This is a genomic window from Chitinophaga sp. W3I9 (assembly GCF_050434025.1).
Classification (GTDB): Bacteria; Bacteroidota; Bacteroidia; order Chitinophagales; family Chitinophagaceae; genus Chitinophaga.
The window spans coordinates 3,802,511-3,823,016 of sequence record NZ_JBNPWC010000001.1; the positions used below are offsets into that span (position 1 = coordinate 3,802,511).

The 20,506-nt window shown below is 46.2% G+C and carries 17 protein-coding genes and 1 pseudogene; 16 read left to right on the forward strand and 2 right to left on the reverse strand.

The features are described from left to right. Window positions 1-61: 61 nt before the first annotated feature. The 13 genes and pseudogenes from QFZ51_RS15725 to QFZ51_RS15785 all read left to right on the forward strand — a co-directional run bounded on the left by QFZ51_RS15725 (window position 62) and on the right by QFZ51_RS15785 (window position 15,091). Window positions 62-538, forward strand: coding sequence for an alpha/beta hydrolase (locus QFZ51_RS15725; protein WP_429047043.1), 477 nt, complete (start codon window positions 62-64; stop codon window positions 536-538). Further along, window positions 501-1,061, forward strand: coding sequence for an alpha/beta hydrolase (locus tag QFZ51_RS15730; protein WP_429047045.1), 561 nt, complete (start codon window positions 501-503; stop codon window positions 1,059-1,061). The genes QFZ51_RS15725 and QFZ51_RS15730 overlap by 38 nt, the downstream gene beginning before the upstream one ends. 44 nt (window positions 1,062-1,105) lie before the next feature. Then, window positions 1,106-1,798: an alpha/beta hydrolase gene (locus QFZ51_RS15735; protein WP_429047047.1), complete on the forward strand. Its 693-nt coding sequence runs from the start codon at window positions 1,106-1,108 to the stop codon at window positions 1,796-1,798. A 15-nt stretch (window positions 1,799-1,813) separates the two neighbouring features. Continuing rightward, window positions 1,814-2,398: pseudogene (locus QFZ51_RS15740) on the forward strand (alpha/beta fold hydrolase); the annotation flags it as partial. Window positions 2,399-2,543: 145 nt separating this feature from the next. Beyond that, on the forward strand, window positions 2,544-3,128 hold the full coding sequence (locus QFZ51_RS15745) for an RNA polymerase sigma factor (RefSeq protein WP_429047049.1): 585 nt from the start codon (window positions 2,544-2,546) through the stop codon (window positions 3,126-3,128). Between the two features lie 107 nt (window positions 3,129-3,235). Further along, a complete protein-coding gene (locus QFZ51_RS15750; RefSeq protein ID WP_429047050.1) occupies window positions 3,236-4,162 on the forward strand; it encodes an ABC transporter ATP-binding protein in 927 nt (308 codons plus the stop codon). A 7-nt stretch (window positions 4,163-4,169) separates the two neighbouring features. Next, window positions 4,170-6,446, forward strand: coding sequence for a Gldg family protein (locus QFZ51_RS15755; RefSeq protein ID WP_429047051.1), 2,277 nt, complete (start codon window positions 4,170-4,172; stop codon window positions 6,444-6,446). Window positions 6,447-6,500: 54 nt separating this feature from the next. Next, window positions 6,501-7,622: a FecR family protein gene (locus QFZ51_RS15760; protein ID WP_429047053.1), complete on the forward strand. Its 1,122-nt coding sequence runs from the start codon at window positions 6,501-6,503 to the stop codon at window positions 7,620-7,622. A gap of 179 nt (window positions 7,623-7,801) precedes the next feature. Next, window positions 7,802-11,422: a SusC/RagA family TonB-linked outer membrane protein gene (locus QFZ51_RS15765; RefSeq protein WP_429047055.1), complete on the forward strand. Its 3,621-nt coding sequence runs from the start codon at window positions 7,802-7,804 to the stop codon at window positions 11,420-11,422. A gap of 11 nt (window positions 11,423-11,433) precedes the next feature. Then, complete coding sequence (locus tag QFZ51_RS15770; protein WP_429047057.1) at window positions 11,434-12,831, forward strand: RagB/SusD family nutrient uptake outer membrane protein; 1,398 nt, start codon at window positions 11,434-11,436, stop codon at window positions 12,829-12,831. A 99-nt stretch (window positions 12,832-12,930) separates the two neighbouring features. Next, window positions 12,931-13,893, forward strand: a complete 963-nt coding sequence (locus tag QFZ51_RS15775; RefSeq protein WP_429047058.1) for a ring-cleaving dioxygenase — start codon at window positions 12,931-12,933, stop codon at window positions 13,891-13,893. A 2-nt stretch (window positions 13,894-13,895) separates the two neighbouring features. Continuing rightward, the gene (locus tag QFZ51_RS15780; protein ID WP_429047060.1) at window positions 13,896-14,510 is read left to right on the forward strand and encodes an alpha/beta hydrolase; all 615 of its coding nucleotides are present in this window, start codon (window positions 13,896-13,898) and stop codon (window positions 14,508-14,510) included. Between the two features lie 104 nt (window positions 14,511-14,614). Next, window positions 14,615-15,091, forward strand: a complete 477-nt coding sequence (locus QFZ51_RS15785) for a hypothetical protein (protein ID WP_429047062.1) — start codon at window positions 14,615-14,617, stop codon at window positions 15,089-15,091. Window positions 15,092-15,235: 144 nt separating this feature from the next. Here the strand turns inward: QFZ51_RS15785 and QFZ51_RS15790 are convergent, their stop codons facing one another. Continuing rightward, entirely contained in the window at window positions 15,236-16,726 is a 1,491-nt protein-coding gene (locus QFZ51_RS15790; protein ID WP_429047064.1) for a hypothetical protein, read from the reverse strand. A gap of 142 nt (window positions 16,727-16,868) precedes the next feature. On the opposite strand from QFZ51_RS15790, the gene QFZ51_RS15795 reads away from it, so the two are divergent. Both QFZ51_RS15795 and QFZ51_RS15800 read left to right on the forward strand, forming a co-directional pair. Continuing rightward, entirely contained in the window at window positions 16,869-17,249 is a 381-nt protein-coding gene (locus QFZ51_RS15795) for a helix-turn-helix domain-containing protein (protein ID WP_429047065.1), read from the forward strand. 71 nt (window positions 17,250-17,320) lie between these two features. Then, window positions 17,321-18,076: an SDR family oxidoreductase gene (locus tag QFZ51_RS15800; RefSeq protein ID WP_429047067.1), complete on the forward strand. Its 756-nt coding sequence runs from the start codon at window positions 17,321-17,323 to the stop codon at window positions 18,074-18,076. 5 nt (window positions 18,077-18,081) lie between these two features. Here QFZ51_RS15800 and QFZ51_RS15805 read toward each other — a convergent pair whose 3' ends face one another. After that, the gene (locus QFZ51_RS15805) at window positions 18,082-18,921 is read right to left on the reverse strand and encodes an AraC family transcriptional regulator (RefSeq protein ID WP_429047069.1); all 840 of its coding nucleotides are present in this window, start codon (window positions 18,919-18,921) and stop codon (window positions 18,082-18,084) included. Window positions 18,922-19,058: 137 nt separating this feature from the next. Between QFZ51_RS15805 and xylA the strand changes: the two genes are divergently transcribed. Next, window positions 19,059-20,387, forward strand: coding sequence for a xylose isomerase (xylA, locus tag QFZ51_RS15810; protein ID WP_370912973.1), 1,329 nt, complete (start codon window positions 19,059-19,061; stop codon window positions 20,385-20,387). The last annotated feature ends 119 nt before the right edge of the window (window positions 20,388-20,506 follow it).

Below are 20,506 nucleotides of genomic sequence, written 5' to 3' on the forward strand. Positions count from 1 at the left end.
TGTTAATTGATTAAAACTGGGCACACCGTTTGACTTGCCTGGGCAAAACAAACCAATAACTATGAGCACAAAAGAAACTACACAGCAGGTGCCTGCGGTAGCAAATGATCCGGCCATTTCAAAAGACGTCAAAGCTTTTTTAAGTGTGCTGAATGTACCGGGAGCACCGGGACTGGAAACACTTTCCGTAAGTGAAGCCCGCCAGGTGCTGATCAATGCGCAGGCGGCTGCGGATGTTGACTATTCCGGTATTGAAGAAAGTGAAAAGACGATCAGCGCCGGTGGTTTTTCGATCAAATTAAATATCGTAAAACCAGCAGGAAACAAAGAACAACTCCCGGTATTCATTTTCATCCATGGCGGCGGCTGGGTATTGGGCGATTATCCCACGCATAAAAGAATGGTAAGGGACCTGGTGGTGTTATCCGGTGCAGCAGGCGTTTTTGTGAATTACACACCGTCACCCGAAGCCCGCTATCCCCAGGCGGTGAATGAAATTTATGCAGCCCACCAAATGGGTAGCGGAGCATGGCGCTGAAATTGGTGTGGATGGCAGTCGCCTTGCCATTGTAGGCAACAGCGTAGGTGGTAATATGGCTACCGTAACAGCGATCAAAGCCAAAGAAAACAAAGGCCCTGAGATCCTTGTACAGGTGCTGTTCTGGCCGATTGTTGACGCCGGCTTTGAACATGATACCTACAAAAGATTCGGACAGGACCGTTTTCTGACCACGCCTTTAATGAAATGGATGTACAATCAGTACACTACGGATCCTGCAGAACGTGAGCAGGTGTACGCATCTCCACTTAACGCTACGATCGATCAGTTAAAAGGACTTCCTCCTGCCCTAATACAGGTAGCCGAAGCGGATGTGCTCCGTGATGGCGGTGAGGCTTACGGCCGCAAACTCGATGAAGCCGGCGTAGCGGTAACCACCGTTCGATACAATGGAATGATCCACGACTTCGGATTACTGAATGCTTTGGCAAACATTCCCCAAACAAAATCGCTTTTTGTGCAGGCCGCAGCGGAACTCAAAAAATACCTGGGGTTAAAGTAAAAGATCGCCTTTTATCCATTCCATCATCTTTATAATATCATAACATGAGTGCTTCTTCTGTAAAAAATATCGTTATTGTACACGGCGCCTTCGCAGACGCTTCCGGCTGGGAAGCTGCCTACAATATCTTAAAATCAAAAGGATATAATGTTACCCTGGTACAAAATCCTACCTCTACACTGAAAGACGACGTGCAAGCGACCAACGTTGCGCTGGACCGGCAGGATGGACCCACCGTGCTGGTAGGTCATTCCTGGGGCGGTACTGTTATCACTGAAGCGGGTGTACATCCTAAAGTAGTGAGCCTGGTGTATGTGGCTGCTTTTGTTCCTGATGTCGATGAATCAACGCTGGCCCTTGTTCAGTCGGCCCCAATCCTGGAAGTAAATGGTATTCTGCCCCCGGATGAAAAAGGGCTGGTGTATCTGGATAAGGATAAGTTTAACAAAACATTTGCCACGGGACAAAGCAAAGAGAAATCTGACTTCATGTATGATTCGCAGATTCCTTTAACCGTGACAGCCTTCGTTGATAAAGTAACCGCGGCGGCCTGGAAAACTAAACCTTCCTATGCTATTCTTCCCACCGACGATGGCACCATCAATCCTGTACTGGAAAGAACCATGTATCAAAGGGCGGGCAGCAAGGTAGTGGAAATGAAAGGTGGTCATACACTGTTCATGACCCATCCGGGAGAAGTGGCTGACGTGATTGTAGCCGCTTCCATACTTCAGTAAACCTGCTGGGAATACCAGTACCATGCCCTGGTAAAGGCCGGCTACCGGGTTATTGGCATTACTTTGCGGGGATTTGGTTTATCCGGCAAGCCTTATGGCAAGTACAACTACGATCAGTTTGCAACGGATATTAAAACAGTACTCGATAAGCTAAACATTAAAGATGCCATTCTTGGCGGTCATTCGATGGGCGGAGCGATATCACTGCATTATGTCGCCAAATTTAATGCGGCGCATGTAAAAAAACTGGTATTGTTTGATGCCGTAGCGGCAAAGTTCACGCTGTCGCCAACTTCGCTGACACCAGGTTTGGGTAACTGGCTGGGAGGTATTGAAGCACAGTCTTCGCCATACGCCACAGAACAGGCGCTTATTGCACTCCGGGACGAGGATCTGCGATCAGACCTGCCCAAAATAAAGATACCTACGCTCATCCTGCACGCTACGCACGACAGCATCGTGTCGTACGCATTGGCTGAACAGATGAAGGCAGGTATAAAGAATGCAACACTGGTGCCTTTTGAGAAAAGCGGGCATGCCGCATTTATCGAAGAAAAAGATAAGACCAATGCTGAGTTGATCAAATTTATCAAAGAATAGCAACGGTAGTTAATGTAACGGGGACAAGCCATTGGACGTAGTCCCCGTTACATTAAACATCTTCTCTGATTGTGAAAAATTCTGCCGGGTTTACGATATATTTATTATAATTGCAGCACTGGTTCCTCCTTACCAGCGTACGCGTATGGTTAATTATAGCAATTATTCTGATCCTGATCTGGTCTTATTACTTAAGGAAGGAGACCGGAATGCCTTTGCAGAAATTTATCACCGGTATAAACTGGTACTTCACCATCACGCCTGGAATAAAACCCGCAACGACATTGATGCGCAGGATGTGATCCAGGAGATTTTCTCTAATCTCTGGGTAAAAAGAGAGGCCATTCAGATTGAAAGTAATTTATCAGGTTACCTATACAGCAGTGTGAGGAATCATATCCTGAACCTGTTTGCGAAAAAACAACTTCAGCAGAAATATATTGACTCCATACAACATTATTCCCAACATGGAACGGCCGTTACCGATCACAAGGTGCGCGAATCTATGCTGGCAGAGGCAATTGAGAAAGAAATAGCCGACCTTCCGCCAAGAATGCGGGAAGTGTTTGAGTTAAGCCGGAAACAGCACCTGAGCCATAAACAGATCGCTGAAATCATGGGCACTACCGAGCAAACGGTGAAAAAGCAAATGTCTAATGCCTTAAAACATCTCCGTAAAAAAATAGGTTTCTTTGCTTATCTCTACCTGCTCTGGATGCTAAAGCACTAGGTGGGGATGGTCCGCTTAAAATATTTTTCTCCCGGCTATACCACTTATAGTCTTCCTGCCTGTCTTATGATGTATAAAGCACTTTTTTAAAGCTAATCATCAGAAAATTGGACAACAGCATTGTAAAAGTATCACACCTGTCTCATAAATACAGCCGGGACTGGGCCATACGCGATATCAACCTTGAAATCAGCAAGCTGGGCGTACTGGGCTTACTGGGTTCAAACGGCGCCGGCAAATCAACCACCATGAACATCCTGTGCGGGGTACTGAGCCAGACAGAAGGTACCGTGGAGATAGATGGGATTGATATCCGGCAGCAGCCGGAAGCAGCCAAAATGAGGATAGGCTTCCTCCCTCAGAACGCCCCGCTGCACCTTGATCTGACGGTTAGTGAATACTTAACGTATTGCGCTTACCTGCGCAACATCGATAAACGGCATGTAAAGGTGGCAGTAGCGTCGGCGATGGAAAAATGCGGGGTTGCCCATTTCCGCAAAAGGCTTATCAACAACCTCAGTGGCGGCTACCGGCAGCGGGTGGGCATCGCTCAAAGCATCATACACCGGCCCAAACTTGTTGTGCTGGATGAGCCAACAAACGGACTGGATCCTAACCAGATACTGGAAGTGCGCAAGCTGATCAAAGAAATCGCCACGGAAAGGGCCGTTATCTTTTCTTCTCATGTTTTATCGGAAGTGCAGGCCACCTGCGATGATGTACGCATGATTGAAGGCGGAAGAATGGTATTTGCGGATACCATGAAGGCTTTCAATAATTACATTTTGCCAAATTCCCTGCGTGTTTATATGAACAATCCGCCGCCAATTGAAACAATGGCGGCCATCCCCGGGATCACCCATGTAGAACTGCTGAATGATGGTGGTTTCAGGATGCATTTTGACACTACTTCATTGGTGTCTTCTACTATTATTCAACTCGCCGTTGACGATAACTGGCAGCTCACAGAGATCATGCTGGAGAAAAGCAGCCTGGACGAAATTTTTGCACAGTTATCAAACAAAACTTCCTGAACCTGTTATGACTAAAATATTTAAAATAGCTAAGCTGGAGCTCAGCGTACTTTTTTATTCCCCTGTAGCCTGGCTCGTGCTGGTGATTTTTATGGTGCAATCAGGGATGGGTTTCTTTGGAATGCTGGGCAGTTTCCAGGAGTTGTTTATGATGGGAGAAAAAGCAGATAATTTAACGCAGCTTCTCTTTCCCGCTACCAATGGGCTGTTCGACAAAGTGTTGCAAAATCTTTATTTATATATCCCGCTGCTTACCATGGGACTGATAAGCCGGGAAATCAGCAGCGGTTCTATCAAATTATTACTATCGTCGCCGGTAAAAATCAGTGAAATCATTTTGGGTAAATACCTCGCCATGATTTATTACGCGCTGATGCTGATGGCTATTTTAGGCATTTACTGTTTGATTGGTATGTGTGTAATTAAAGATGCGGATGCTGGATTGATCGGCGCTGGATTGTTGTCTTTGTTCCTGTTAACAGCCACCTACGCGGCTATTGGCCTGTTCATGTCGAGCCTTACCGGGTACCAGGTGGTTGCTGCCATCAGTACCCTTGCTGTATTTGCGGTGCTGAAGTATATTGGAACGGTAGGACAAAGCATTGATTTTGTAAGAGACCTTACCTATTTTCTGTCTTTATCAGGACGAACGGAAAGTATTTTGAATGGCCTGATTACCTCCAGGGATATCATCTATTACCTGCTCATTATTTTACTTTTCCTGGGTCTTACGATGCTGCGGTTTAAGGTGAGCCGTGAGTCTAAACCATTGGCCATACAGGCAGGCAAGTATGTTGCGCTCCTTGCATTTGTTTTGCTGGCAGGATATTTAAGTGCAAGACCCTCCGGTATCTTCTACCTGGATGTTACCGCGCAAAAGTCCCAGACGCTGACACCGGCCAGCCAGGCTGTTGCCAAACAGATGGAAGGCCCCCTCATAATCACCACTTACGTAAACCTCCTGGATCAGCATGTATACGCCGGGCTGCCGGTATCACGAAACACGGATCTGTCGCGTTTTGAAGATTTCCGCAGGTTTATACCTGGTATCAAAATGAACTATGTTTATTATTATGATGCTACCGATCTCGCCAGTAATCCAAATATGATTTACCAGGGAGATATTACCGGTTTGAATACAAAGCAAGTGGCTGAAAAAGTGGCGGACAATATAGGAGTTGACCTTGACGATTTTTTAACGCCTGACCAGATCCATCAAATTATTGACCTGGCGCCAGAGGAAAATACATTTGTCCGGCAGCTCAGCTACCGCGGCAACACCAGCTTTCTCCGGCTGTATAATGAAAATAACCAGTTCCCGGAAGAAGCGGAAATTACGGCTGCTATAAAGAGGCTGATGGCGCCACGCCAGCAGATTGTTTTTATAGAAGGAGATGATGAACGCAGTATCCGGATAAAAGGGGACCGGAGTTACAATTTGTTCAGTAACGCCAGGAAAACCAGGAAGTCGCTGATCAACCAGGGCTTTGATGTAGTAAGCGTAAACCTGGATGTAGCGGATGTGCCGGAAAGCACAACCCTGCTTATACTGGCAGATCCGGCCAAGCCATTGAGCCACCGTGCCGACTCCAGTGTGCGCCGTTATATAGCTACGGGAGGCGATATGCTGATTACAGCAGAACCTTCGCACCGGGAGGTGATCAATCCATTCCTGCGTCAGTTTGGTGTGCAGCTGTCCCCGGGCATGATGGTGAACCCCGATAAAAATGCGCCTGCCGATCTTATCCAGGGGCGCATTGCCACAGAAAATAACGAATACCTGGATCAGCTGATGTACATGAATGCGGCTGTGGCCATGCCTTCTGCGGCCATGCTGGAGGTAACAGACAGTGTTTTCACCGCGGATACCGTGCTGCAAAGCAGCGCCCTGGGCTGGAACAGGAAGAATGGATTTGATCCTTCATCGTCGTCGGTATCCTACCAGCCCGAGCTGGGAGATCTGAAGGGAAGCAAACCGCTGGTCCTGATGCTCAAACGTAAAATAGCCAACAGGGAGCAAAAGATCCTGATCAGCGGAGATGCCGATTTTATGAGTAATAATTCCATTCCGCAGGCATACAATTTCCCATTTATTAATGGCATCTTTAGATGGTTCAGCGATGGCCGGTTCCCGGTGAAGGTGAGCCGCCCGGCGCCGCAGGACGATGCCATTTTAACCAGCAGAAAGCAATTATCGGTTTACCGGTCAGGAACATTATGGGGAATACCTGCATTAATGATCGCCTGTGCAGCAGCGCTTTTGATCAGCAGGAAAAGAAAATAAAAAAAATATACCTCCTGGGGAGGTGTTGATTGTCTTACATAATATACGCGGGTTATGAGCGAACTAACTGAACAACAAATCCGGGAGATGCTGGAGCATTACAGGCTGGGAGAGGCCACCCCGGAGGAATTGGCGTTGCTGGAGTCATGGTACTTAAGCTACCGGGAAGAAGGGGCGGCCGCGCCTGATATGATAGCGCGGCTTGCTGCCGTTGACCAGGTATGGGAGCGGCTGGAAAATGAATACCGTCCGGTCAAACGCCTGTTTGGATGGCGGCGTAACCTGGTGGCCGCAGCAGCTGTTGCAGCTTTCATGATCGGGATAGGCGCTTATTTTCTTTACCGCCCGGCGCATACACCGGCAATTTCTGTCAACCAACTGGCGGAGAGTAAGAATGATATTCCTCCCGCCACAAACAAAGCAACCTTGTCTGTTGCCGGCAGTGGTACGATGGTGCTGGATTCTTCCAGGACGGGCATAGTGGTGAACAGCGGCGATGTAAGGTATGATGATAATACAAAGCTCAAGGGGGATGCCGCTTTAAGCGATGGTATCCGGATGCTGACCTTGCAAACGCCTAAAGGAGGTACGTACCGGCTGGTATTGCCCGACAGCTCTGTCGTTTGGCTCAATGCAGCTTCGCGCCTGGTTTTTCCTTCCAGCTTTGGTGGACAACAACAGCGGGAAGTTGAGCTGCAGGGAGAAGGTTACTTCGAAGTGGCAAAAAATAAAGCGCAACCCTTTGTCGTAAAAAGCCGTGGGCAAAAAGTGGAAGTGCTGGGAACACATTTCAATATCAGCAGCTATACCGATGAGTCGATCACCAAAACAACCCTGCTGGAAGGCAGTATCCGTATCGGTAATGTAGTATTGAAACCAGGAGAGCAGGCGCAGAAAAGTGACGCCGGAATTAAAACCATCCTGGTAGATACAGAGGAAGCCATCGGCTGGAAAAACAATTATATCGTTTTCCAGGATGAAAAGATCCAGTCGATCATGCGTAAAATAAGCCGCTGGTACGATATGGAAGTGGTGTATGAAGGAACATTGCCAACCGATGATTTTGGCGGCCGCGTAAGCAGCCGTGCCTACGTTTCACAGGTATTAAGAAAACTGGAACTGACCAATAAAGTGCATTTTAAAATTGTGGGAAGAACAATTATCGTCACCAAATAATAAGTTACTGAAGGGCGAAAAATAGCCAGATGTGGTTGCACACAACTGGCTGGCGCCTGGCAGTATTGTCAATAAAATTCCTGATTGTATCAACTATCAACCAAACAAGACAAATGTATAAAAATTATGCGATGAAATCCGGCATGCATCATTTGTATGTCCGTAAAATCCGGCGGATCATGCGATTAACGTCCTGCTTACTGTTCATCATGCTCTTCAGCGTGTCGGCAGCCTTTGCCCAGCAGATATCACTCAAGGAAAAAGAGGTGGCTATCCGGGTGATTATTACAAAGATCCGGCAGCAGAGCAATTATGAATTTGTGTACACTACCCAGCTATTGGAAAATACCCACAAAGTAAGTATCAATATAAAAGCGGCTGATATCAGAACCGTATTGGACCTGGTTTTAAAAGACCAGCCACTGTCCTATACTATCGATGATAATACCATTATACTAAGAGAAAAGCCGGTAGGCGCCGTCGCGCCGGCGATCAATTTCGTTGATATTATGGGATTCGTTTCCAACGACCAGGGCGTGGGCCTTCCCGGGGCCACCATCCGGTTGTCAGGGACTCCCATATCAGTGGCAACCGACCAGGGCGGTCTGTACAAAATACTCAGAGTACCCGACGATGGCCGCCTGATATTCTCTTATGTCGGTTACCAGTCCGATACTATTGCCGTAAAGGGCAGAACAGCCATCAATGTGTTGCTGAAGCAAGCATCCATTGAAATGAAGGGTGTGGCCATCGTTTCAACCGGTTTGCAGGAATTGCCAAGAGAAAGAGCCACGGGATCTTTTGAAGTCATTTCTAAGGAGCAGCTTCAACACACCACCAATCCCAACCTGATCCGGCGGTTGGAAGGGATTACCACCTCGCTGGATTTTCGTAACGATCTTCGTCCTATCAATTCAGCTTCGCCTAATGCCAGGCAGTCTCCATTGGCCAACCTTACCATCCGTGGTAAAAATACCCTGAATGACGCAGTGAATGCAGACCTGAACGGTAACTACAGCGGACAGGTGCTGGTGGTGATCGATGGTATTGCCAGTCCGTACTCCATCGACCGGGTGAACCCTAATGATGTAGAGAGCGTAACCATCCTGAAAGATGCCGCCGCCGCTTCTATCTGGGGCTCCCGCGCTGCCAACGGCGTTATTGTTATTAAAACAAAACGTGGGGGATATAACCGCGCACCACGGGTAACCTTTAACAGCAATATTAATGTCACCGAAAAGGTGGACCTGTTCTACAATAAAACAATGAGCGTTTCTGATTACATCGACGCACAGGCAGCTTATTTTGAACAGCAGAACCGGCCATTGCCGGATCTGAGCATCTCCCACTTATACGGGCAGGAAATAAAATCACCGGTAGCAGAAATTGTAGATGCCTGGAAGTTTAAACATACACTGACCGACGCGCAGGCCAACGCGCAACTGGATGCTTTAAGGAACAATGACATCAGGAAAGATTATGATAAATATTTTCTGAGAAATGCAGTTACCCAAAGTTATTCCTTAGGAGTAGATGGTGGCGGCGAACGCTTTAACTACCGCTTGTCTGGCGGATGGGACAAGACCATCAACAATACAAAAAATTCGGACTACGACCGGATCGCACTCGGTTATTCCATGTCCGTTAAACCGCTCAAAAAACTCGAACTACAGGGAAATATTTCTTACAATGTTCAGCAATACAACGAACAAGCCCCGCAAAACAGGATCACCGGCGCTACTGATGCCAACTTTTATCCTTACTCACGCTTAGCCGATGACCAGGGTAACTACCTGGAACTTGCCAAACTTTACCGCCAGGGCTTTGCCGCTGCGGTGGAAAAGGAATATGCCGATAAATTTTTAAGCTACCGCTATGTGCCGCTGAACGATATCAATGAAGGATACAACAAGCTGAAATCGCAGAACCTGAACCTGGGCATCAACGCCAATTACAGGATATCAAACGGGCTTACCGCACAGCTGACGTATAATTATAACACCGGCAGAAATAATGATAATACCCTTTACCGGCAAAACTCATTTTATATGAGGAACCTGCTCAATTATTTCACCACTTCGCCCGCGTCTGTAGATCCCAGAACACTGGAACCAGTGGAGCCTTATAACCGTCAACTGCCCTTAGGAGGCCAGTACACGATTATGCAAACTACCTCCGGCAATCATACCTTCAGGGGACAGTTGAACTTTGACCATACCTGGAAAGAAAAGCACCAGTTATCGGCCATTGCAGGTTTTGATATGGCCCAGTCTTATAGTCTTGCCGCCAGCAACGGTTACTACGGCTATGATGAAGGCACCTTGTATACCAATAACAAGCTGGATTTTAAAACCATGATACCAATTGCTTTTGCAGAAGACTTCAGCGGGTACAATGGTGAATATATTCCTAATCTTTCAACCGGGTTTATCGACAATAAAGTGCGCACCCTCAGTTACTATGCCAATGCTGCCTATACGTATGACGCCAGGTATACGCTTTCAGGCAGTATACGCAAGGATCTTTCCAGTGAGTTTGGCCGTGGCACCAACCAGAAAGGGACACCATTTTATTCTGTAGGCGGCGCCTGGAATATTCACAACGAAAGTTTTTATCACTGGGGCCTGGTGCCTTCACTGACCCTGAGAACAACTTATGGTTATAACGGAAACGTAAACCCGCTGATTATTGCGAGGCCACTGATCACTTATTCCACGCTCAATGGCACCAATAATCTTCCGTATGCGTATACTTCCTTCGGCACCGGCATCACTAACAGCCAGTTGCGTCCGGAGCGGACAGGCGTGCTCAATATAGGTGTAGACTTCCAGTTTAAAGGCAACCGGCTTTCCGGTAATATCCAGTACTACAGCAAGAAAACGACCGACCTGATTGCCGGCGGCGCGCTTGATCCCAGCACAGGATACACCAATATCAATTACAACACAGGCAACCTGCAGGGACATGGGGTAGAGCTCACACTAAACTCGCTGAACGTAAGTGCAGGGGCGTTCAAATGGAACAGCAACCTGTTGTTTGCCTACAACCGGGTTAAGGTAACGAAGCTGTTTGCCACGGCTACCAGCCAGGCCGGCGCGGCGGTGAGTAACAGCACCGGTTCCTATAACGAAGGCTACGACCTGTCACGGTTGTTTGGATATCAGTGGGCGGGCCTGGACCCTAAAACCGGCGATCCGCGGGGATACCTGGATGGTAACATCGTAACCATATCTAATTCCCCCGAGGGCGACAACAATTACAAAGCTATTCAGAATGCCCCGCTGGGTACCCTGAAATATTTTGGCAGCGCGGTTCCTGTGTATTATGGGTCATTCAGGAATACATTTTCCTACGCTTCTTTTGCGCTGTCGGCCAACCTGCTTTACAAACTCGGCTACTATGTACGCCGGCCTTTAGCGCAGGTGGTTAACTATGGCAACCTGTATTCCGGTAACAGTTTGCAGGGGGAAGAATATAACAACAGGTGGCAGCGCCCCGGCGATGAAACAGGCACTAATGTGCCGTCGGCCGTCATGTCGACGGGTAACCCCAACAGGGATAATTTTTACTATTACTCGGCCATCAATGTAGTGAAAGGGGATCATGTAAGATTACAGGAGATCAATCTGTCTTATACCCTGAAAGTAAAGCCTGGATGCCGTATTAAAGATCCAAGAGTATATGCCAACATCAGCAACCTGGGTATTATCTGGCGCGCCAACGATAAAGGGATAGATCCGGAAGTATTCGATTATCCTTTGCCGCGTACTTACAGCCTGGGATTTTCAACTAACTTTTAATTGAACGAGTCATGAAAAATTATATAAAATATATTCTTTTGATAGTGTGTGTGCTTACGGCTACCGCTTGTCAGAAATATGTAGACATCAAAAAAAGTGGGTCGCAGTCTTTTATTGAAACAACAAAAGATTGCCAGCTGATACTGGATAATTATGATCTGTTCAACATCAATTACCCGATAGACGGGGAGATTGCCGCTGATGATTATTACCTGGATGATAACCGTTATAATTCAGATGCGATTACACTGGAAGATAAAGCGCTGTATACCTGGCAGCCCAATGCTATTCGTGCCGCGTCAACTCAGTGGGTGGCCTCTTACAATAAGATCTATCATTGTAACCTGGTGCTGGAAGCCCTGGAAAAAATTAAGGACACAGACCAGCCGGCAGTGATCAATAACCTGCAGGGCAGCGCCTTATTTCTGCGTGCCTATGCTTTATGGCCTTTGGCACAAGTGTATATCAAACCTTATGGCGCCGCTACCATGCAGGAACCGGGCCTTCCTATCCATAAGCGTTCAGATATCAACGATGTTCCCGGCAGGGGCACCGTAAAAGAAACTTATGATGCGATCGTTGATGATCTTACCCGGGCGGCGGGTTTACTGAACAATACTTCCAGTATATCTTCCCGGCCAAACAAAGCAGCAGCACTGGCCATGCTCGCCCGCGTTTATTTGTCGATGGAAGATTATCCCAATGCCTTATCCGCTGCCGATGCAGCGCTGAAGCTCAAAAGCGGCCTGCTTGATTATAACACACTCGAGTTGGGCAGTTATAATCCTTTTCTGCGTTTCAATAAAGAAGTAATATTCCATTCAGTTATTGACTATCAAAACAGTGTATTGGAAGTAGGTTTTGGCGATGAAAACAAAGCGCTGATCGATCCCGTGATTATCAGCGCGTATCAGAACGATGATCTTCGTAAACAATTGTTGGTGAAGGAGAACCTGGATGTGCCGGTACCTTCAGGTACTTATCGCTTTGTCGGTAACTATGAAGGAGCAGTGGGTTCATCCGCTTTGTTTAATGGTCTTGCGGTAGATGAATTGTACCTGGTACGGGCAGAATGTTACGCACGCGCAGGGCAAACCGCTAATGCGGTGAACGATATGAATACCTTACTCGCCACCCGTTGGTCAACGGGAACTTATCCCGGCTTTACTGTAAGCAACGCAACTGATGCGCTTCAAAAGATCCTTTTGGAACGGCGTAAGGAATTGTTGATGAGAGGACTCCGGTGGACGGATCTGCGGAGGCTTAATAAAGACACCCGTTTTGCAAAGAACCTTTCCCGTACCGTAAATGGAACGGTATACAGTCTGCCTGCCAATGATGCCCGTTATACGTTGCTCATACCGCAGGAAGTGATCACCAATTCCAAACTTGCACAAAACATCCGTTAGCTAATGCTTCACGTGAATTCATAAATTTACGATATATAGTATTTTTTTGAAAAAGGGTTTTGTGATAAAGTGCTGATTTAAAGGGAAATATGCAGTGGTATGCTTCTTGACTACCAGTACATCATTATGAACAACAGTATTTTAGGATTGCACCATATCACCGCTATTGCGGGAAGTGCGCAGGGAAATTTAGATTTTTATACCAAAGCTTTGGGTTTAAGGTTAGTGAAGAAAACAGTCAACTTCGACGATCCTGGAACTTATCATCTTTACTATGGTGATGAAAGCGGATCTGCCGGAACGATTCTTACATTTTTTCCTTGGGAAGGAATTGGACAGGGACGTGAAGGTGTTGGAATGGCTACTGAAATTGGGTATGCGGTTCCTGCCGGGAGCCTGGAGTTTTGGTTAGACAGGTTTGCAAAGAAGCAGGTGAAGACCAGCGAAATTGCGGAGCGTTTTGGTGAGCAGTTTCTTTCTTTCCGTGATCCGGACGGATTGTCGCTCAGCCTCATTGTTCCGAAAGCGGAAGATAACAGGGTACCCTGGGTAACGGACGAGATTAAGAAAGATACTGCTACCAGGGGTTTTCACAGTACCACGCTTACCTTACGGAAAATGGACGAAACCGCGAAAGTGCTGACCGATATCCTGGGTTATCGTTTTCTTTCTCAGGAGGGTAACCGGTACCGCTTCATTACAGACACCGTAAACACAGCAGCAATCATAGATCTACTGGAAGTTCCGGATGGCCAGAGAGGGATAAATGCTGCAGGAACGAACCATCATGTGGCTTTCCGTGTAAAAGATGAGCAGGTGCAAATGGAGCTCCGGGAAAAAGTATTAAGCAGGAATTTACAGATTACCCCAAAAATTGACAGGGACTATTTCTTCTCGCTGTACTTCCGGGAGCCGGGCGGCGTCCTTTTTGAAATCGCTACAGAGAACCCGGGTTTTACAGTTGATGAACCTTTGAATGAACTGGGTACCCACCTGATGTTGCCTCATCAACATGCGCATCTGAGAGGAGATTTAGAGAAAGTGCTTCCAAAATTAGTATAGTTATGCAGGAAATATTGACAGCAGGAAAGCGCCTTGATGTGGCAGAGAAGGTGCTGATCATGGTACATGGCCGCGGCGGATCAGCGGAGGATATTTTATCGTTGGCGGCGGAGCTAAATACTGTGGCATTTGCACTTATTGCTCCCCAGGCGAAAGGTAATAGCTGGTACCCGCAATCTTTTTTGGCGCCAAGGGAAGGAAATGAACCGTTTCTTTCTGATTCCCTGAAGGTATTGGGAGATATAGTGGAAGATCTTGAAGAAAAAGGTTTCTCAAAATCGCAGGTCTTCCTGTTGGGATTTTCACAAGGTGCATGTCTGACACTGGAATTTGCGGCATCCAATGCAGCAAGGTTTGGTGGCATCGTGGCTTTTACCGGCGGGGTTATTGGTGACCATGTTGACCACCGTAATTATAATGGTGATTTTGATGGTACACCCATTTTTATTGGAAGCAGTGATCCGGATTTTCATGTACCGGTGAGCCGGGTGAAGGAAAGTACCAGCTTATTGGAAGCAATGGGAGCGAAGGTAACCGAAATCATCTACCCAAATATGGGACATACCATCAGCGGCCAGGAAATAGCAGCGGTAAATAAATTGATCTTTCACGATTAACGTAATTACAAAAAGGATTTTCTAAATTTATGAACCAGGGCCATTGAACCAAAATTCAGGAATAGACGTTTAATCATTTTATTTACCCTTTAGATCCTTTTCCTATGAGTATTTTAGGTATTGTACACACCATTATCGCCATCGTTGCTTTATTATTTGCTGTAGCGGCCTTGCTGAAAGAAGGTATCATCAACCCTTTCTCCAATACGGGCAAAATATATAGCATACTGACGGTGATCGCCTCGGTCACTTCCTTTGGGCTTTCCAAAGCGGGTGGCTTTAATCCCGGGCACGGTATCGGGATACTAATACTTATTTTACTCGGAGTGGCCTATTTGCTGGGGCGCAAAGCGTCCGGCAAAAGAAGTTTGTTGCTGATACAGGTGCTTTGCATGACGCTTACCATGTTCCTTTCCCTGATACCGGCGATAAACGAAACCTTACTACGTGTGCCGGTGGGGCACCCGCTGTCCGATGGACCTACTTCTTCAATTGTGCAGAACTGCATTAAGGTGTTGCTGGGATTACTGGTGGTGGGACTGGTACTGCAGTTTTTTAAAGTGAAGCAGCCAGTGAAGTAAACCATGGCGTCATAAAGCAGTTTATGTAGGGCCGCCAAAAAGATCATAAAATCTTAAAGCCTTACAGTAATTACTGTAAGGCTTTAAGATTTTACCAGCCATATTGGATCAGCAAGCAGCCGTCAGGGTCTATGCTGCGATGTCCTAATACGTTTTATACATCACCTTACACCCTGTTACCCCGCTCAAATGAGCATGTTCTATGGTGTAGGTATAAGTTCCATGCTGACGGGTTTCTTTTATAATTTCTCCGGTCTGTTTTTGCTGGTAGCTTTCAAATAAACGGCCATAAGCAGCGCTTCGTTCGTCGTAATCGGTAATAGTTAAGGGCAACTGCCAACCGGTATTAGAATAGCGCCGTTTAAACAACATGCGGTCCTTTTCCTTGTTGAAGCAGGAGTAATATACATTTCCATCTTTTTCTTCCAGTGTAAATTCAAGGCCGGTATTTAACTTTTTCTTCTGGTAACTTTCCGGTGAAAGATGGTATTCTTCAATCAGGAAGAACGTTTTATTAAGCATTTTATAAACCCTTAACCAGTTGGGACTATATGCGATGATCGTATCCATATGGTAGTCCAGCGACACATTGCCTGCTTTAACGGGAATGGTCTGCTGGTATGTTATGGCATGCTGCCTCGTATCAAACCCGAAATTTGCCTGATTGTTATCGGTGATGGTAACAGTTGAATATGCTTCCGCATCGAAAGGAATATAACGCTCCCAGTCCCTTTCTGCGGAAGGTTGTTGTCTTTTTAATAAAACAGCCGTTAATTGTCCGGCAGTATTAAACTGGTATTCCAATGAACGTTGTTTTTCATTATCCGGGCTTATAAAAATTGATTGTGCGTTGGCGTAATCCAGGAATTGAAGGGGGAGGTAATGATCTTCAAAAATATGGTGAAGTATAAATTCGTTCATCTGGCCGGGTACACCGGGGGCAATAGGATTGATTTTGGCAGGATGTATATACCGTTCTATTTTAAGTGAATCGATCTGGAAGCGGTCATATTGATATGAATTGAGCGCTGTTGGCCGGTTCTGTTGATCCGGCATCTCTATCATTACATCGGAAGTTGCCGTTGTTTGCGTTTGCCAGAAACGAATGGTATACTGTTTCTTCTCATTTCCTTCTGAAGGATTGATAAAACAAAAAACAAACCTTCCCTCCGGATAGGGTGATGGCGGAGTGGTTGATAATGCGGTGTTCCGCTTCTCCAGGTAAGCATATCTTTTTTGCAGGAATGTTTTGTTGCCAGGACCTTTTGCCAGTGCGGCGCTGTCGGTCAACTGATAGCGGGAGGCAGCACTGCTCAATACCACTTTTGCCGTTGGGAAAGAATAAGTTTGGAATAACAACGCGGTAACACGTCCGTAATAATACACCAGGAGGATCTTATCACCTTTTGCATTATTGGTTACTACCGTGTCTTCGTTGTAATCATTATTGTCCAGGAGGTGTGCGTTTTTAAATCCTTTTTTTGCCAGGTATTGTTTAACGTTCTCGCCGGCATTGAAAGTACTTTCCAGGTCTTTTATGGAAAGCGTTTGTATGGGAGGCGTTTGGGTTTTCTGTGCAAAGCTCTGGGAAAACAAAGAAAGGATGCCGAATAAAATAACCAGGTGTTTTTTCATAGTTGTTAAAAGAAAGTATTGACCTAAGCTAACTTAATAGTTAGGATTGCCCAAAAAAAATTTGATATACTTCCCCGAAAGTTCACCATGTTGCAGGTATGGATTTATAATCTTTAGATAGTAAATTTGTAAAAAAGTAATAATGGCTGATATTGGTACCAAACGGATAAAACGGAGTGAGGAAATAACCAGTCAATACTTCACGCTGTTGGATAAGCACCTCGATGACCTGGTGAAGGGGAGAGCGACGGAAATGATGGAGCTGAATGAAATCGCAGCTGAGTTATGCGTTTCACATAAGCACCTGACCGATACCATCAGGCAAACAATGGGGGCTCATCCCTGCCACTTCTACGATCAGAAAATTATTGAAAAAGCCAAACAACTGCTGCAGGAAACCAACGCGTCTATTGCGCATATCGCCATCACCCTGACCTACGACCCATCTAATTTTTCAAAATTCTTCAAAAAGTATGTAAAGTTAACACCTGATCAGTGGCGGAAAAATAACCTGCCGGATTGAAAGTTCCGAAAAGTTCACCATGATAAACCTGCCGGACCTGCAGATCTTTGCCATAATTAAAAACAACTCATATGGCAAGAAACGATTTAAATGGAAAAGTGGTTTTAATCGCAGGTGGAGCGAAGAACCTGGGCGGACTATTAAGCCGTAATTTTGCAGAAAAGGGCGCCAAACTGGCCATTCACTACAACAGCGAAAACACAAAGGCTGACGCAGAAAAGACACTGGTGGATCTACAATCCCTGGGAGCGGAGGCATTCCTGTTCCAGGCAGACCTCACTGATGTAAATAACATTGTTAAATTCTTTGATGAAGCCATTGATAAATTTGGCGGAATAGACATCGCCATCAATACTGTTGGTAAGGTATTGAAGAAACCTTATATAGATACTACTGAAGCGGAATACGACAGCATGTCCGACATCAACTCCAAAGTAGCCTATTTCTTTATCCAGGAAGCGGGTAAAAAATTGAATGCCAATGGTAAGATATGTACCATCGTTACCTCTCTGCTGGCCGCATTTACAGGATACTATTCCACTTATGCCGGGATGAAAGCCCCAGTGGAGGACTTCACCCGTGCCGGATCAAAAGAGTTTGGCAGCCGTGGTATTTCAGTAACGGCGGTGGCACCCGGGCCAATGGATACCCCGTTTTTTTACGGACAAGAAAGCGCGGAGGCCGTAGCGTATCATAAATCAGCTTCCGCATTAGGTGGACTTACCGATATCAAAGATATCGCTCCCCTGGTGGAGTTCCTGGTTACGGACGGCTGGTGGATTACGGGGCAAACCATTTTTGCGAATGGTGGCTATACGACACGATAATTTTATCAATACAAATATGTTCTCCGGTATTCGCTGGGCGTTTGTTCTTTAACTTCTTTAAACTGTTTACTGAAATGCGCCCAGCTTTTATAACCACTTTCATAACAAATATCCAGTATCGGCTGCGTAGTGGATGTCAGCAGCTTACAGGCATGGCTGATCCGTAAATCCCTCAGGAAATCGAAATACGTTTTTTTGATATTTTTCTTAAAGAAGCGGCAAAAGTTAGGCACGCTCATGTTGGCAATAGCCGCCACTTCTTCCAGGGTCACTTTTTCGAGATAGTGTTTAAAAGAGAAATCAATAATTTTCTCAATAACCGGGTTGAGCACATTGCCGGTGTCGGTGAAATCTTCTGTCAGTATTTTATAGTGGGTGGAATGACCTATCTGATGCAGGCATTGCAGTAAAAGCATCAGCTTATCAAACCCTTTTTCGTGGTGTATCTGCTGCATGCTTTCCGATACGTCCTTTTTCAGGGCGTATTCCAATTGTATGCCGTTGTTCTTTTGCAGCAACGATTGGATCGTTTTCATTTCTGCCATTTGCAGCAACCCTTCTCCCCAGCAATCCCTGGTGAAATGTATAACCAGGGCGGCCCCTTTCATTTTAGGATGACTTTTCCTGAACCAATGCGGAAGATTACCCGCCATGAAAAATACATCGTTCACCGTGTAGTCGCTTACATAGTCCCCGATCATGGCGGTTCCATGTCCTTTTAGTATCAGGATCAATTCATATTCAGGATGCTTGTGCCAGTTGGTTTCAAACTGCGGCGTTTCATAAATACGGCAGGCAAAACTCTGGCTGGAGTCATTGGTGATTTTTTGAAGAATCGTTTTCATGCAGGCTTAAGATAACCCATCTTATCATATAAATGACTGAATTTATCAAATTATTGATAAGATAGCATATTTTCTTTCAAAAATAACGGTTGATAACCTTTTAAATTCAGGCAATATTTGCGTATTAAAACACGGATATGAAAATAATTACAGGAAAGAAAGAATTTTTTAGCGGCATTACTGCCGTGCAATACGAAGGACCACGTACAGATAATCCTTTAGCTTACCGCTGGTATGATGAAAACAAAGTCGTAGCCGGCAAATCCATGAAAGAGTGGTTGCGCTTTGCGGTCGCCTACTGGCATTCCTTTAACGGAACCGGCGCCGATCCCTTTGGCGAAGCAACACATATTTTTGAATGGGATAAAAACGCCGACCCCATTGAGCGCGCAAAAGACAAGGCCGATGCCGCTTTTGAACTGATTACCAAACTCAATCTGCCTTACTATTGCTTTCATGATGTAGATGTGGTTGATTACACCAACAACATCGCAGATAATGAAAAGCGCCTGCAAACGCTTACGCAGTATCTGAAGCAGAAGCAGGAGGAGAGCGGCGTTAAGTTATTGTGGGGTACCGCCAACCTGTTCAGTCATCGCCGCTATATGAACGGCGCCGCTACCAATCCCGATTTCCACGTGCTCAGCCACGCCGCCGCCCAGGTAAAAGCCGCGCTCGATGCTACCATCGCACTCGGAGGAGAGAACTATGTTTTCTGGGGCGGCCGTGAAGGCTATATGAGCCTCTTAAACACAGACATGAAGCGGGAAAAGGAACACCTGGCCAGGTTCCTGCAGGCGTCAAGAGATTATGCACGCAAAAATGGCTTTACAGGTACCTTCTTTATTGAGCCTAAACCCTGCGAACCTACCAAGCACCAATATGATTATGATGCAGAAACGGTGATCGGTTTCCTCCGTCAGTACGACCTGCTGAATGACTTCAAACTCAATCTCGAAGTAAACCACGCAACACTGGCAGGCCATACTTTCCAGCATGAACTGCAGGTAGCCATAGACGCCGGTTTACTCGGAAGCATGGATGCCAACAGGGGCGACTACCAGAATGGCTGGGATACAGATCAGTTCCCGACCAACCTCAACGAACTTACCGAGGCCATGCTGATTATCCTCGAAGGTGGTGGCTTTAAAGGCGGTGGCATTAACTTCGACGCGAAAATCCGGAGAAACTCTACCGATCCCGCCGACATTTTCTATGCGCATATTGGTGGCGTCGACAGCTTCGCCCGCGCACTGATCACTGCCGATGCTATCCTGGAGAAAAGCGACTACCGGAAAATACGCCAGGATCGTTACGCCTCTTTCAATGTTGATACAGCCAAAGCTTTTGAATCAGGACAGGCCGGCCTGGAAGAACTGCGCGCCTTTGCAATTGCCCAGGGAGAACCAGCAGTGAAGAGCGGCAGACAAGAGTACCTGGAAAATGTTATCAATAATTATCTATAGAACGTTTTTATAAAACACCTTCCTGACTCCGCCGGTATTACCCGGCGGAGTTTTTTTTGCCTGCAAATGAGTAACAAACAACCGGTCAAAACATTTTTACCCTTCATTTCAACATTTGT